Source organism: Plantactinospora sp. BC1 (assembly GCF_003030345.1).
Taxonomy (GTDB): domain Bacteria; phylum Actinomycetota; class Actinomycetes; order Mycobacteriales; family Micromonosporaceae; genus Plantactinospora.
Genome location: NZ_CP028158.1, coordinates 7,197,819 through 7,211,089 on the forward strand (window position 1 = coordinate 7,197,819; position 13,271 = coordinate 7,211,089).

Genomic DNA, 13,271 nt, shown 5'->3' on the forward strand with positions numbered 1-13,271 from the left:
GAGACGCCGCCGGTCCGGCCGCGCGGCCCCGTCACCCGTCGGGTCACTGCCGCTCGCCGAGCGGATAGGCACAGAACTGCGCGCCGACCAGACCGGCGGTGGCCTCCTCGCCGTCGAGCGGACGCGCCCGGTCGGCGTAGGGCTCGGCGTCGTCCTCGGGCTCGTACCCGATCTCCCGCCCCTCGGCCAGCGACCACCACCGCCGGCTGTTCCGGCTGATCCCCCAGAGCAGCCGGAAACCGGTGGCGTCCGACCGCAGGCAGGCGTCGACCAGCCGGGCACAGTCGTCCGGGGAGATCCAGTTCTCCAGCCCGCTGATCCCGGGCGGCTCGGGGAAGCAGGCGCCGAGCCGCAGCGCGAAGACCACCATGCCGAACCGGTCGGCGTAGAGGCTGCCGAGCGACTCGACGGCCGCCTTGGACCAGCCGTAGTAGGTGTCCGGGCGGGGCGGCGCCGTCGCTGGCACCCCGTCCGGCCCGGTCGGTGCCGGTACGCCGGCCGGCTCCGGGCTGCTGCCGGCCCGGCGGTACCAGCCGGCCGCGTGGATCGACGAGGCGAGCACCACCCGGGGTACCCCGGCCACCCGGGCCGCCTCCAGCAGGCTCTGGGTGCCCGCCACGTTCACCCGGAGCAGTTCCGCGAAGGTGTCCTCGCCGGGAATCGCCGCCAGGTGCAGTACGGCGTCGACGCCGGAACAGGCCGACGCCAGCGCCACCGGATCGTGCAGGTCGGCGCGGACGATCTCCACCGGTTCGCCGGGCGCCGCCGGAGGCTGCTCGGCGACGTCGAGCAGCCGCAGGAACCGTTCCGGGCCGGCCAGCCGGGGCCGGAGCAGCCGTCCGATCCGCCCGGCCGCGCCGGTGACCAGTAGCCGTGCCGGCATTCGCGCCCCCTCCCCCGACCGATCCGCGACCGGGCTCAGAAGCCGAGCTTGCGGAGCTGCTTCGGATCCCGCTGCCAGTCCTTGGCCACCCGGACGTGCAGGTCGAGATAGACCCGGGTGCCGAGCAGCTCCTCGATCTGCTGCCGGGCCCGGATGCCGACGTCCTTGAGCCGGCTGGCCCGGGCGCCGATCACGATCGCCTTCTGGCTGGAGCGTTCCACGTAGACGTCGGCGTAGATCTTCATCAGCCGGTCCTCGGGGATCATCTCCTCGACCACCACCGCGATCGAGTGCGGCAGCTCGTCCCGGACCCCCTCCAGGGCCGCCTCCCGGATCAGCTCGGCGACCAGGATCTGCTCCGGCTCGTCGGTGAGCATGTCGTCCGGATAGAGCTGCGGCGACGACGGCAGGTAGCCGGTCATCACGTCGACCAGGGTGTCCACCTGGTGGCCGGAGACCGCGCTGACCGGTACGACCTCGGCGAAGTCGCCCAGCTCGCTGACCGCGAGCAACTGCTCGGCCAGCCGCTTCCGGTCCACCAGGTCGGTCTTGGTGACCACCGCCAGCACCTTGGCCTTCAGCTCGGCCAGCTCGCCGGTGATGAACCGGTCGCCCCGGCCGATCGGCTCGTCCGCCGGGATGCAGAGGCCGATCACGTCGACCTCGCTCCAGGTCTGCCGGACCAGGTCGTTGAGGCGCTCGCCGAGCAGGGTACGCGGCCGGTGCAGCCCGGGGGTGTCCACGAGCACGAGCTGCGAGTCCGGCCGGTGCAGTACGGCCCGGATCACGTGCCGGGTGGTCTGCGGCTTGTTGGAGGTGATCGCGATCTTCTGCCCGACGATCGCGTTGGTCAGCGTCGACTTGCCGGCGTTCGGCCGCCCGACGAAGCAGGCGAACCCGGCCCGGTAGCCGGCCGCCTGGCCGGTCGAGCGGTGCCCTGCCGCCTGGCCGGTGGAGCGGCCGCCTGCCCGCTGGCCGGCGGAGCGGGGTGCGGTCACTCCAGCACCGTGCCGAGCAGGGTGCCGTCCGGGGCGGCGACGTGGATCGGCGCGTCCGCCGCGAGGTCCCGGACGGCGGCGTGCCCGGCGCCGTCCAGCGTCGACGCCTCGGTCACCACCGCACCGGCCTCCAGCCGGGTCGCTCCGGCGGCGACCGCCGAGGCGACCGCGAGCTGCAACGCGGTGATGGTCAGCGACGGCAGCGAGACACTGGCGGCGGCGTACGTCCGGCCGTCCTGGTCGCGTACTGCCGCGCCCTCCACCGCGCCGACCCGGCCCCGGGCACCCCGGGCCAGGACCACCAGCTTGGTGTCCTCGGCGGTCAGCTCGACCGTCGCCGACGGGGTGTGTCCACCGACCGGGGCGGTCGGTGGGGCGGACGGGTCAGGCATCGGCGGGTTGCCTCTCCTCGGCCCGGGAGTGCTGCTCCCGGGTGCTCTGTGCGCCCCGGGACTCGGGGTCGGTGGCGGTCTGCTGCTGCTCCGGCTCGTCGGCCTCGGTGAGCCGGCGGACCAGTACGGAGTCGATGTGGTTGCGCCGGCCGGTGGTGCCCTCGGCGATCAGCCGCAGCCCGCCCACGTCGGCCGAGGCACCGGGCAGCGGCACCCGGCCGAGGGACTGGGCGAGCAGCCCGCCGACGGTCTCCACCTCGTCGGCCGGCAACTCGACGTCGAAGAGCTCGCCGAGATCCTCGACCGGCAGCCGGGCGGTGACCCGCACCTGGCCGTCGTCGAGGCGCTCGACCGGCGGGCGCTCGACGTCGTACTCGTCGGTGATCTCGCCGACGATCTCCTCCAGGATGTCCTCGATGGTGACCAGCCCGCCGGTGCCGCCGTACTCGTCGACGACGATCACCATGTGGGTCCGGGCCGCCTGCATCTCGGAGAGCAGGTCGTCGACCGGCTTCGACTCGGGCACGAAGGTGGCGGTGCGCATCACCTCGGAGACCGGCCGCTCGGCGGCGGCGGGGTCGTCGCCCTGGGTCTGCCGGATCACGTCCTTGAGATAGAGCACCCCGAGCACGTCGTCGACGCTGTCGCCGATCACCGGGATCCGGGAGAAGCCGGAGCGGAGAAAGAGCACCAGCGCCTGCGGCAGCTTCTTGTGCGCCTCGATCCAGACCATCTCGGTACGCGGCACCATCACCTCGCGGACGATGGTGTCGCCGAGCGCGAAGACGGAGTGGATCATCTGCCGTTCGCCGTGCTCCACGACGCCGCGCTGCTCGGCCAGGTCGACCAGCTCGCGCAGCTCGACCTGGGTGGCGAACGGGCCCTCCCGGAAACCGCGCCCCGGGGTCACCGCGTTGCCGATCAGGATCAGCAGCGAGGCGAGCGGGTTGAGCACCCGGCCCAGCCAGCGGACCAGCGGCGCGGTGACCCGGCCGACCGTGTAGGCGTGCTGCCGGCCGATGGTGCGCGGCGCCACGCCGACCACCACGAAGCTGACCACCGTCATCGCGCCCGCGGTGACCAGGGCGGCGGTCCAGCCGGCGCCGAAGGTGTCCACCGCGACGAGCGCGACCAGCACGGTCGCGGTCAGTTCGCAGAGCAGTCGCAGCAACAGCAGCAGGTTGATGTGCCGGACCGCGTCGGCGGCGACGACCTGGAGGGTACGCGCGCCGCGTACGCCGTCCCGGGCCAGCTCACCGGCCTGGGCCGGGGAGACGGCGCCGAGCGCGGCGTCGGCCATCGCGAAGATGCCGGCGAGCACCACCAGGCCGGCGGCGAAGAAGAGCAGTGCGAGATCGGGTAGGCCGCCCGGGGCGCTGACGGTGGACGCCAGCGGCGCGGGCAGCGCGGCTAAATGACCAGGCATCACTGGGTCCGGGTCGCGCGCCAGCTGTCCAGGAGCCGCGCCTGTAGCGCGAACATCTCCCGTTCCTCCTCCGGTTCGGCGTGGTCGTAGCCGAGTAGGTGCAGTACGCCGTGCACGGTCAGCAGGTGCAGCTCGTCGGCGGCCGAGTGCCCGGCGGTGGCGGCCTGCTTGGCGGCCACCTCCGGGCAGAGCACGATGTCGCCGAGGAGCGCCGGCTCGCCGCCGTTCACCTCGCCGGGCCCGTGGTCGACGCTCCCCTCGTCCATCGGGAAGGCGAGTACGTCGGTCGGGCCGTCCCCACCCATCCAGCGGTGGTTCAGCTCGGTCATGTAGTCGACGTCGACGAGCAGCACCGACAGCTCGGCGAGGGAGTTCACTCCCATCTCGTCGAGGGCGTGCCGGGCGACGGCGAGCACGGCGTCGGTGTCGACGCTGCTCCCCGACTCGTTGGCGATCTCGATGGACAACTGGTTCCCCTGATGCGCTGTCGGAAGCTGTGGTGGCCGCACTGTCGGCCGGTCTAGCGGCGCCGGCCGGTCCGGCCGCCGTGCGCGGTCCGTCCCGGTACGGCGTGCACGCCCTGGCCCTGCTGCTGGGACTCCCGCTCGGCGTCCCAGCGGGCGTACGCGTCCACGATGTCACTGACCAGCCGGTGCCGCACGACGTCGGAGCTGGAGAGCTGGGCGAAGTGCACGTCGTCGACGCCTTCGAGGATGTCCCGGACGGCGCGCAGGCCGCTGGTCGTCCCGCCGGGCAGGTCGACCTGGGTCACGTCACCGGTCACCACGATCTTGGAGCCGAAGCCCAGCCGGGTGAGGAACATCTTCATCTGCTCGGGCGTGGTGTTCTGCGCCTCGTCGAGGATGATGAACGCGTCGTTGAGGGTACGGCCCCGCATGTATGCCAGCGGCGCGACCTCGATCGTCCCGGCGGCCATCAGCTTGGGGATGGAGTCCGGGTCGAGCATGTCGTGCAGCGCGTCGTAGAGCGGCCGCAGGTAGGGGTCGATCTTCTCGTGCAGGGTGCCGGGGAGGAAGCCGAGCCGCTCGCCGGCCTCGACCGCCGGCCGGGTCAGGATGATCCGGTTCACCTGCTTGGCCTGGAGCGCCTGCACGGCCTTCGCCATCGCCAGGTAGGTCTTGCCGGTGCCGGCCGGGCCGATGCCGAAGACGATGGTCTTGCCGTCGATCGCGTCGACGTACCGCTTCTGGCCCAGCGTCTTGGGCCGGATGGTCCGGCCGCGCCGGGACAGGATGTTGAGCGTCAGCACCTCGGCGGGGCGCTCGGTGCCGCCCTGCTCGATCATGCCGAGGGTACGCCGCACGGCGTCCGTGGTCAGTGTCTCGCCCTTCTCGATCAACTCGAGCAGCTCGGTGAAGAGCCGCTCGGCGAAGGCGTTGTCGGCAGGGGCACCGGTGAGGGTGATCTCGTTTCCCCGGACGTGCACGTCACTGGGGATCGACCGCTCGATGAGCCGCAGGATCTCGTCGCCCGCGCCGAGCAGATTAACCATGATCTTGGGGTCTGGGACCGTGATCCTGGTCTGCACCCGGGGCTGCCCGGGGGGTGGGGTACCGGTCATGGGTCGGGCCCGAGGCCCTGTGCCACCTGCTTCCGATCTCGGTGCCGCTGCGCCGCCGGGAGTCTCCCGGCCGGTCGCGCGACGTGCGGACGTTGGAGTCATCGTATCTGTTCAACGCCGACGGCACGCTGCCCATTTCCGCCACCGACCGCCGGCCCGGGCAGGGCGTGCCGCACCCCGTCCGCGCCGGAGCCCACCGAGCCGCCCCGCCGCCGCGAGGCCGGCGCGGCCGATCCGCTCGCCGACCGGCCGGCACCCCCACCGACCTGGACAACCTGGGCGTAACGGGACGGCGGTGACGCCGCTCCGGCACAGGTCGGGGCCCGGCGCGCCGGCGGGAACCACACGGGAGGCACCAGCCGTCAGCTCGCGCGGAAGTCGAAGCGGTCGAAGGTCTCCTGGCGGCGGGTGAAGCGGTAGGTGGCCCAGTGCATCCTGACCACCTCGCCCCGGTCGTCCCGGGTCAGCCGGAGCAGTTCGCCGACCTCCCGGCCGGAGACCGTACGCAGCACGTCCGGCCGGTCCGGCAGCGGCGCGAAGACGGCCGGCGGCTTTCCGGCCGGATCGGCCGCGCCCCGGGCCCGCAGGGTGCCGTCCCGCCACGAGAAGACGTACTCGAAGCCCTCGCCCCACCAGCGGCCGAGCAGCCCACGGTACGGCTCCGGAGCCGGCTCGCCCGGAGCCCACGGCACGATGTCGGCGGGATCGTCCTGGGCCGAGGCGGCCAGGAGCTGGTGCGTCAGGTCGTTCACCGCCACGCCGGTACCGGAGGACCCGAGCACCGCGCACCCCATCGCCCCCGGGGTGCCGGGCCCGCCACGCCGGCCGTAGACGCTGGCCAGGAAGCCCGGCATGGCGCCGTCGTGCCCGACGTGCGTGATCCGCTCGGCGGCGCCCGACGCATCCCGCTGGGGCAGCAGGATGAGTCCCAGCCCGAACCCGGCGGTCCAGAGCGACTCGTCGGTCACCGTCAGCGGCCAGCGCATCTCGTCGAGGGTGGTGGACCGGAGCACCGCGCCGGCCGGATCCACCGCCGCCGGGTCGGCCAGGAACGCCGCCCAGCGGGCCATATCGGGTGCGGTGCTCCAGAGCTGCGCGGCCGGGCCGACCGCGCCGAGGTCGGTGTTCGGCTCCGGCCGGGCGTGGTCGGAGTAGGCGTCGACCAGGAACCCGGTCGCCGCGCCGGCCGGCGGCTGCGGCTGGGTGTCGGCCAGCCCGAGCGGACCGAGTACCCGCTCGGCGAGCACCTCCGCCCAGGTACCGCCACGGAGCCGGGCGACCGCCTGGCCGAGCAGCGCGGCCCCGAGGTTGGAGTAGTGGAAGCGGCGGCCCGCCGGGAGCACCCGTTCGGCCCGGGCCAGGTCGGCGAGGAACTCGTCGAGTTCCGGCGTGTGCAGGGTGTCCCAGATGTCGCCGTACGGCTCGCGCTGCACCCCGGAGGTGTGCGACAGCAGCCGACGTACGGTCAGTTCGCCGTGCGCCGGTACGTCGAGGTGCGCCCCGATCGGGTCGTCCAGGTCGAGCAGGCCGTCGTCCCGACACTGCATCACGAGTACGGCGGTGAAGGTCTTCGTCACCGAGCCGATCCGGAACGCCGTACCGGGGCCCAGCGGCGCGTCGTTGCCGGTGGTGCCGACCGTGCAGGTCCGCAGCGGCCGGTCGGCCCGGTGCAGCGCGGCGGAGACCGCCGGGATCCGGGACTCGGCCTGCGCCTGCCGGACCAGCCGCTCGAACCGTCCGTCTCCCTCGGCCACGATGCCCCCTCGCCGGCGATCCCTTCGCCAAGATCACGGATCCTAACGCCCGCCCACCTGGCCGTCCCCGCTGGCCACCGCCCCGGCCGCCCCGGTCCGCGCGGGTTTCCCGACCGGTGGGGCGGGGCGGGGGAAGCCGCGCTCAGCGGGCCAGCATCGGCCCCAGCGGCGCGCCGCCCAACACGTGGGCGTGGGCGTGGAAGACCTCCTGCCCGCCGTACGGGCCGGTGTTGAAGATCAGCCGGAAGCCGTCGGCGGCCAGTCCCTCGGTCTCGGCGACCACCGCCGCGGTGCCGAGCACGTCGCCGGCCAGCCCCGGATCGGCCTCGGTCAGGGTCACCACGTCGGCGTAGTGCTCCTTCGGGATCACCAGCACGTGCACCGGTGCCTTCGGGTCGATGTCCCGGAAGGCGAGCGTGGTGTCGGTCTCCCGGACGACGGTGGCCGGGATCTCGCCCGCGACGATCCGGCAGAACAGGCAGTTGGTCTCCATCATCGCCATCGTAGGGGCTGCCCCTGCCCGACGCGGCCCGGCCGGCACCCGGCACGACACGGCCCGGCCGGCACCCGACACGACGCGGCCCGGTTGGCGCACGGCGCGGCACGGCCCGGTTGGCGCACGGCGCGACACGGCCCGGCCGGCGCGCTCTGGCACGGGCCGGGCCGGCCCGGTCGGGCCGGGGTGGGCGGCGACCGGCATCATGGCCGGATGACTGGACGAGCGGTGCTGGTGACGGGGGCGTCCCGGGGAATCGGGCGGGCGGTGGCGACGGCGTTCGCCGCCGGAGGCGATCGGGTGGCCGTGCACCACCGCGACTCGACGCCGCTGGCCGAACAACTCGTCGCGGCCCTGCCCGGCGAGGGGCACGTGGTGGTCCGGGCCGACCTGGCCGACCCGGAGGAGGTACGCACGATGGTCGACGACGCGGCCGACCGGCTCGGCGGCCTGGACGTACTGGTGAACAACGCCGGGATCTTCGGCAGTGCGGATGCCGGGCACCCGGTCTTCGAGTCCTCCTACGAGCAGTGGCAGCAGCAGTGGCGCCGCACCCTCGACGTCAACCTGCTGGGCGCGGCCAACACCATCTGGTGTGCCGCCCGGCACCTGCCGCAGCCGGGTGGCCGGATCGTCAACGTCTCGTCGCGGGGCGCGTTCCGGGGCGAGCCGACGCAGCCGGCGTACGGCGCCAGCAAGGCCGGGCTGAACGCGCTCGGCCAGTCCCTGGCGGTGGCCCTCGCCCCGTACGGCATCGCGGTCGCCACGGTCGCGCCCGGCTTCGTCGAGACCGACATGACCAACGAGCACCTCAAGGCGCCGCGCGGCGACGCGATCCGGGCGCAGAGCCCGTTCAACCGGATCGCCCGGCCGGAGGAGATCGCCGCCGCCGTGCACTGGCTGGCCTCGCCCGAGGCGGAGTGGGCCTCCGGCACCATCGTGGACCTCAACGGCGCCTCCTACCTGCGTACCTGACCGCCGCCGCCGGACGACGCCGACCGGCGCCGGACGACGCCGACCGGAGTAGTCCGGAAATCGGGCGGTGGTCGTCGGGCGGCGGGCGGCGGCCCGGACTGGCAGGATGATCGATATCCGGCCGGTGGAAGGGGCGCGACGATGACGGTGGATCGGCGGGACACGGCGGAAGCCGACGGAGCGAAGGCCGACGCGGCCGACGGGGCGGACGGGACGAAGGCCGACGGGGCGGACGCGGTGGTCGACCCGGCGGAGGCGGTGGTCGAACGGGCGCTCGCCGCGCTGGACCTGGAGACCAAGGTCCGACTCCTCTCCGGCCAGGACTTCTGGACTCTGCCGGCCGTACCCGAGATCGGGCTCGGCTCGCTGGTCATGTCCGACGGCCCGATCGGGATACGCGGCGTTCGCTGGGCCCCGGACAACCCGTCGATCGCCCTGCCCAGCCCGACCGCGCTGGCCGCCACCTGGGATCCTGCGCTGGCCCGGCAGGCGGGCCGGGTGCTCGGGGCCGAATGCCGGCGCAACGGCATCCACCTGCTCCTCGCCCCCACCGTCAACCTGCACCGCAGCCCGCTCGGCGGCCGGCACTTCGAGTGCTATTCGGAGGATCCGCTGCTCAGTGCCGAGATCGGCGTCGGTTACGTCACCGGCGTACAGGACCTCGGCGTCGGGGCCACGGTCAAGCACCTGGTCGCCAACGACTCGGAGACGGACCGGATGACCGTGGACGTCCGGGTCTCCGAACGGGCACTCCGGGAGCTCTACCTCGCCCCGTTCGAACGGATCGTCGCCGCCGGGGTCTGGGCGGTGATGGCGGCGTACAACGGGGTCAACGGGCACACCATGACCGAGCACGCCGGCCTGCTCCGGGACCTGCTCAAGCGGGAGTGGGGCTTCGACGGGATCGTGGTCTCGGACTGGACGGCGGCGAGGAGCACCGAGGCGTCCGCGAACGCCGGCCTCGACGTGGTGATGCCGGCCGCCGGGGACCCGTGGGGCGCCGCGCTGGTCGCCGCCGTCCGAGCCGGCACGGTCGCCGAGACGGAGGTGGACGACAAGGTACGCCGGGTGCTCCGGCTCGCCGGCCGGGTCGGGCTGCTCGACGGCGTACCCCCGGCGGTGGCCCCCGCCGACCGGCCGCGCCCGCCGGACGGCGCCGCCCTGGCGCACGCGGTCGCGGTCCGCTCCTTCGTGCTGGCCCGCAACGACGGCGACCTGCTGCCGCTCGATCCGGGCGAGCTGCGCCGGGTCGCGGTGCTCGGCGCGCTCGCCGACGACGCGCGGATCCAGGGCGGCGGCAGTGCGCTGGTCGTGCCGCCGCACGCCATCTCCCCGCTCGCCGGGCTGACCGCCGCGCTGCCCGAGGCCGACCTCGACCACGCGGTCGGCGCCGACCCCCGGCTCCGGCTGCCGGCGGCCGGCGGGGTGGCCTGGACGCCGATCACCGCGACGCTGCGCGACGCCGACGGCCGGGAGCGCTACCGGACGGAGCTGGACCGGGCGACGGTGCGCTGGATGGGTGAGCTGCCCGACGGGCTGCCGCCGGAGGAGCTGGCCAGCATCGAACTCACCGCCGTGCACACGCCGCTGCGCAGCGGCACCGCCCGGCTCGCCGTCGAGGGCTTCGGGGTCCTCACCCTCACCGTGGACGGCACGGAACTCTTCGACGGCCCGCTCTACGAGCCGTCGGAGGAGCCCGGCACCGTCTTCCGGGCCACCGTGGAGCGCCGGTTCGAGATCGCCGTACGGGCCGGTGAGCCGGTCGAGGTACGGCTCACCCGCCGGATGGTCGACGGCGAGCACCCGGGCTTCGTCTCCGTCACCCTCGGACACGCCGAGCCCGCGGTCGCCCCGGACGACGCCCTGCTCGACGAGGCGGTCCGGATCGCCGCCGACGCCGACGTGGCGGTGGTGGTGGTCGGCACCACCGAGGAGGTCGAGTCGGAGGGGTTCGACCGGAGCACGCTCACGCTGCCCGGCCGGCAGGACGAGCTGGTCCGGCGGGTCGCGGCGGCCAATCCCCGGACGGTGGTGGTGGTCAACGCCGGCTCCCCGGTGCTGATGCCCTGGGCCGACGAGGTGGCGGCGATCCTGCTCACCTGGTTTCCCGGGCAGGAGGCCGGGGCGGCGCTCGCCGACGTGCTGCTCGGCCGGGCGGAACCGGGCGGACGGCTCCCCACCACCTGGCCACGCCGCCCGGAGGACTGCCCGGCGCTTTCCACCACCCCGGTCGACGGGGTGCTCGACTACACCGACGGGATCTTCGTCGGCTACCGGGGCTGGCGGGCCGCACCGCTCTTCCCGTTCGGGCACGGCCTCGGCTACACCGACTGGGCGTACGAGTCGCTGACCGTCGAGGAGGGGGCGGAGGGGCCGGTCGCGGTGGTCACCGTCCGCAACGCCGGTCGCCGTCCCGGCCGCGAGGTGGTGCAGGTGTACGTCGGCCCGGAGGCCGCCGAGCCGGACCGCCCGGTCCGCTGGCTGGCCGGCTTCGCCGCTGCCGAGGCGGCTCCCGGAGCGGCGGCGACGGTCCGGGTGCCCCTGCCGGCCCGGACCTTCCAGGTCTGGGAGCGGGACGGTTGGCAGACCCGCCCCGGCCGTTACCGGGTCGAGGCGGCGCACAGCATCGCCGACGTTCGCCAGTCCACCACCCTCGACCGCTGACCCACCCCTTCCCGCAAGATTCTTGTAGATCTGTGGTTCGGAGCTGACCACAGATCTACAAGAATCTTGAACTGCGGGTCACCACCGGCCGAGCCGGGTCGACAGTACGGCGAGGGCGGCTACGCCGGCGGTCGAGGTACGCAGCACCTCCGGGCCGAGCCGGACCGGTACGGCACCCGCCGAGGTGAGCGTCGCCAGCTCGGCCGGCGACACGCCTCCCTCGGGACCGACCACCAGCACGATGTCGCCGGAGGGCGGCAGGTCGGCGGTGCCGAGCCGCGCCCGCGCCTCCTCGTGCAGCACGAAACCGGCCGCCGCCTCGGCGACCCGCCGGGCCACCGCCCGGGTCGACTCGTCCGGCGCCTGCGCCGAGCCGGCGACCGTCGGCAGCCAGGCGCGGCGGGCCTGCTTGGCCGCCTCACGGGCGGTCGCCGCCCAGCGGTCCCGGGCCCGGGCGCCCCGGTCGCCGCGCCACTGCGCCACCGAACGCTCCGCCGCCCAGGGCACGATCTCGTCCACCCCGACCTCGGTCATCGCCTGCACGGCCAGCTCGGCCCGGTCGCCCTTGGCGATGCCCTGCACCACCACCAGCCTCGGGTCGGGCGGGTCGACGTACCGCCGGGAGGTGACCGCGGCGGTCAGGGTGCCCCGTCCGACGGCGGTGACCACGGCGGTCAGGGTGCCGCCGCGTCCGTCGGCGAGCAGCAGCTCCTCGCCGGTACGCAGCCGCTGCACGGTCGCCGCGTGATGCCCCTCCGGACCGTCCAGCGTGACGGAGTCGTCCGGCGGCAACGACTCGACCAGGAACAGCGGCGCGCTCACGGCGAGCAGGTTAGCGGGTCGTCCGGCCGGCACGGCTCGCCGGCCGGACGACGCGCCAATCAGGCGTGACCGTCAGGCGTGGCCGTCAGGCGTGGCCGTCAGGCGTGGCCGTTGAAGGCGTCGCGCATCCGGGAGAAGAAGCCGCCCTGCTTGGTCAGCTCGGCGACCTCCTCGCCCCGGGTCTTGGCGAACTCGCGCAGCATCCGCTCCTGCTCGGCGTCGAGCTTGGTCGGGGTACGCACGTCGAGGTGCACGTAGAGGTCGCCCCGGCCGGTACCGCGCAGGTGTGGCACTCCCCGGGCGCGCAGCCGCAGCGTCGAGCCCGGCTGGGTGCCCGGCTTGACGTCGACCGGCTCCTCGCTGTCCAGCGTCTTGATGGTCAGCCGGGTACCGAGTGCGGCGGCGGTCATCGGCACGGTGACCCGGCAGTGCAGGTCGTCGCCCTTGCGGGAGTAGACGTCGTGCGGCCGCTCGTGGATCTCGACGTAGAGGTCGCCGGCCGTACCGCCGCCGGGGCCGACCTCGCCCTGCTGGGCCAGCCGGATCCGCATGCCGTCCTCGACGCCGGCCGGGATCTTGACGGTCAGCGAGCGACGGGTACGCACCCGGCCGTCCCCGGCGCAGGTCGGGCAGGGGTGCGGGATGACCGTGCCGTACCCCTGGCAGACGGTGCACGGCCGGGACGAGACTACCTGGCCGAGGAAGGTGCGCTGGACCGACTGCACCTCGCCCCGCCCGCCGCACGCCTCGCAGGTCGCCAGGTGGGTGCCGGGCGCCGTGCCGGCCCCCGTGCAGGTGGTGCAGAGCACGGCGGTGTCCACCGCGATCGGCGCCTCGACCCCGAAGGCCGTCTCGTGCAGGTCGAGCTCGAGCCGCAGGATGGCGTCGGCACCCGGCCGGGTACGGGGGCGCGGCCCCCGGGAACCACCCGCCGCACCGAAGAAGGCGTCCATGATGTCCTGGAAGCCGACGAACGGCCCACCGGCACCGCCCGGGCCGGCACCGGGGCCGCCACCGGGAGCCAGCGGGTCGCCACCGAGGTCGACGATCTGCCGCTTCTGGTCGTCCGAGAGGACTTCGTACGCGGCGTTGATGTCCTTGAACTTCTCGTGTGCCTCCGGATCCGGATTAACGTCCGGGTGGTACTGCCGCGCCAACTTGCGGTAGGCGCGCTTGATGTCGTCGTCGGAGGCGTCCCGGCTGACGCCGAGAATCCCGTAGTAGTCCTTGGCCACTGCGTTCCGTGTCCTCATGTCTGTCTCGCGTTACCGTCCGCCGG

12 protein-coding genes are annotated in these 13,271 nt (G+C 74.1%); 2 read left to right on the forward strand and 10 right to left on the reverse strand.

Annotated elements, in window-relative coordinates; translation table 11 throughout:
- Positions 1 to 43: 43 nt before the first annotated feature.
- From C6361_RS31600 to C6361_RS31635, 8 genes are all read right to left on the reverse strand, one after another.
- A complete protein-coding gene (locus C6361_RS31600) occupies positions 44 to 883 on the reverse strand; it encodes an NAD(P)-dependent oxidoreductase (protein ID WP_107263283.1) in 840 nt (279 codons plus the stop codon).
- Between the two features lie 35 nt (positions 884 to 918).
- Positions 919 to 1,881, reverse strand: a complete 963-nt coding sequence (gene era, locus C6361_RS31605) for a GTPase Era (RefSeq protein WP_234359144.1) — start codon at positions 1,879 to 1,881, stop codon at positions 919 to 921.
- Complete coding sequence (locus C6361_RS31610) at positions 1,878 to 2,273, reverse strand: cytidine deaminase (protein ID WP_107263284.1); 396 nt, start codon at positions 2,271 to 2,273, stop codon at positions 1,878 to 1,880. Before C6361_RS31610 ends, era begins: the two co-directional genes overlap by 4 nt.
- Complete coding sequence (locus C6361_RS31615) at positions 2,266 to 3,699, reverse strand: hemolysin family protein (RefSeq protein ID WP_107269975.1); 1,434 nt, start codon at positions 3,697 to 3,699, stop codon at positions 2,266 to 2,268. Before C6361_RS31615 ends, C6361_RS31610 begins: the two co-directional genes overlap by 8 nt.
- Positions 3,699 to 4,166 (reverse strand): rRNA maturation RNase YbeY, encoded by a 468-nt coding sequence (ybeY, locus tag C6361_RS31620; RefSeq protein ID WP_107263286.1) that lies wholly within the window; start codon positions 4,164 to 4,166, stop codon positions 3,699 to 3,701. The genes C6361_RS31615 and ybeY overlap by 1 nt, the downstream gene beginning before the upstream one ends.
- A gap of 53 nt (positions 4,167 to 4,219) precedes the next feature.
- Positions 4,220 to 5,281 (reverse strand): PhoH family protein, encoded by a 1,062-nt coding sequence (locus C6361_RS31625; RefSeq protein WP_107263287.1) that lies wholly within the window; start codon positions 5,279 to 5,281, stop codon positions 4,220 to 4,222.
- Between the two features lie 362 nt (positions 5,282 to 5,643).
- Complete coding sequence (locus C6361_RS31630) at positions 5,644 to 7,035, reverse strand: serine hydrolase (RefSeq protein WP_107269976.1); 1,392 nt, start codon at positions 7,033 to 7,035, stop codon at positions 5,644 to 5,646.
- 142 nt (positions 7,036 to 7,177) lie between these two features.
- Complete coding sequence (locus C6361_RS31635; protein ID WP_107264534.1) at positions 7,178 to 7,531, reverse strand: histidine triad nucleotide-binding protein; 354 nt, start codon at positions 7,529 to 7,531, stop codon at positions 7,178 to 7,180.
- Between the two features lie 213 nt (positions 7,532 to 7,744).
- Here C6361_RS31635 and C6361_RS31640 point away from each other — a divergent pair, with 213 nt between their 5' ends.
- Together C6361_RS31640 and C6361_RS31645 are read left to right on the forward strand one after the other, a co-directional pair.
- Positions 7,745 to 8,506 (forward strand): SDR family NAD(P)-dependent oxidoreductase, encoded by a 762-nt coding sequence (locus C6361_RS31640; protein ID WP_107269977.1) that lies wholly within the window; start codon positions 7,745 to 7,747, stop codon positions 8,504 to 8,506.
- A 141-nt stretch (positions 8,507 to 8,647) separates the two neighbouring features.
- Entirely contained in the window at positions 8,648 to 11,170 is a 2,523-nt protein-coding gene (locus tag C6361_RS31645) for a glycoside hydrolase family 3 C-terminal domain-containing protein (RefSeq protein ID WP_107269978.1), read from the forward strand.
- Between the two features lie 78 nt (positions 11,171 to 11,248).
- Here the strand turns inward: C6361_RS31645 and C6361_RS31650 are convergent, their stop codons facing one another.
- Complete coding sequence (locus tag C6361_RS31650) at positions 11,249 to 11,992, reverse strand: 16S rRNA (uracil(1498)-N(3))-methyltransferase (protein WP_107263291.1); 744 nt, start codon at positions 11,990 to 11,992, stop codon at positions 11,249 to 11,251.
- A gap of 98 nt (positions 11,993 to 12,090) precedes the next feature.
- Positions 12,091 to 13,227 carry a molecular chaperone DnaJ gene (gene dnaJ / locus C6361_RS31655; protein ID WP_199187901.1) on the reverse strand — a complete coding sequence of 379 codons (1,137 nt, stop codon included), beginning with the start codon at positions 13,225 to 13,227 and terminating at the stop codon, positions 12,091 to 12,093.
- Between the last annotated feature and the right edge of the window lie 44 nt (positions 13,228 to 13,271).

Excerpts from the sequence above, each read along its gene's own strand:
- C6361_RS31600 (WP_107263283.1), bottom strand. The coding sequence starts at position 883 with ATGCCGGCACGGCTACTGGTCACCGGCGCGGCCGGGCGGATCGGACGG.
- C6361_RS31610 (WP_107263284.1), bottom strand. The coding sequence starts at position 2,273 with ATGCCTGACCCGTCCGCCCCACCGACCGCCCCGGTCGGTGGACACACC.
- C6361_RS31615 (WP_107269975.1), bottom strand. The coding sequence starts at position 3,699 with ATGCCTGGTCATTTAGCCGCGCTGCCCGCGCCGCTGGCGTCCACCGTC.
- C6361_RS31625 (WP_107263287.1), bottom strand. The coding sequence starts at position 5,281 with ATGACCGGTACCCCACCCCCCGGGCAGCCCCGGGTGCAGACCAGGATC.
- C6361_RS31635 (WP_107264534.1), bottom strand. The coding sequence starts at position 7,531 with ATGATGGAGACCAACTGCCTGTTCTGCCGGATCGTCGCGGGCGAGATC.
- C6361_RS31640 (WP_107269977.1), top strand. The coding sequence starts at position 7,745 with ATGACTGGACGAGCGGTGCTGGTGACGGGGGCGTCCCGGGGAATCGGG.
- C6361_RS31645 (WP_107269978.1), top strand. The coding sequence starts at position 8,648 with ATGACGGTGGATCGGCGGGACACGGCGGAAGCCGACGGAGCGAAGGCC.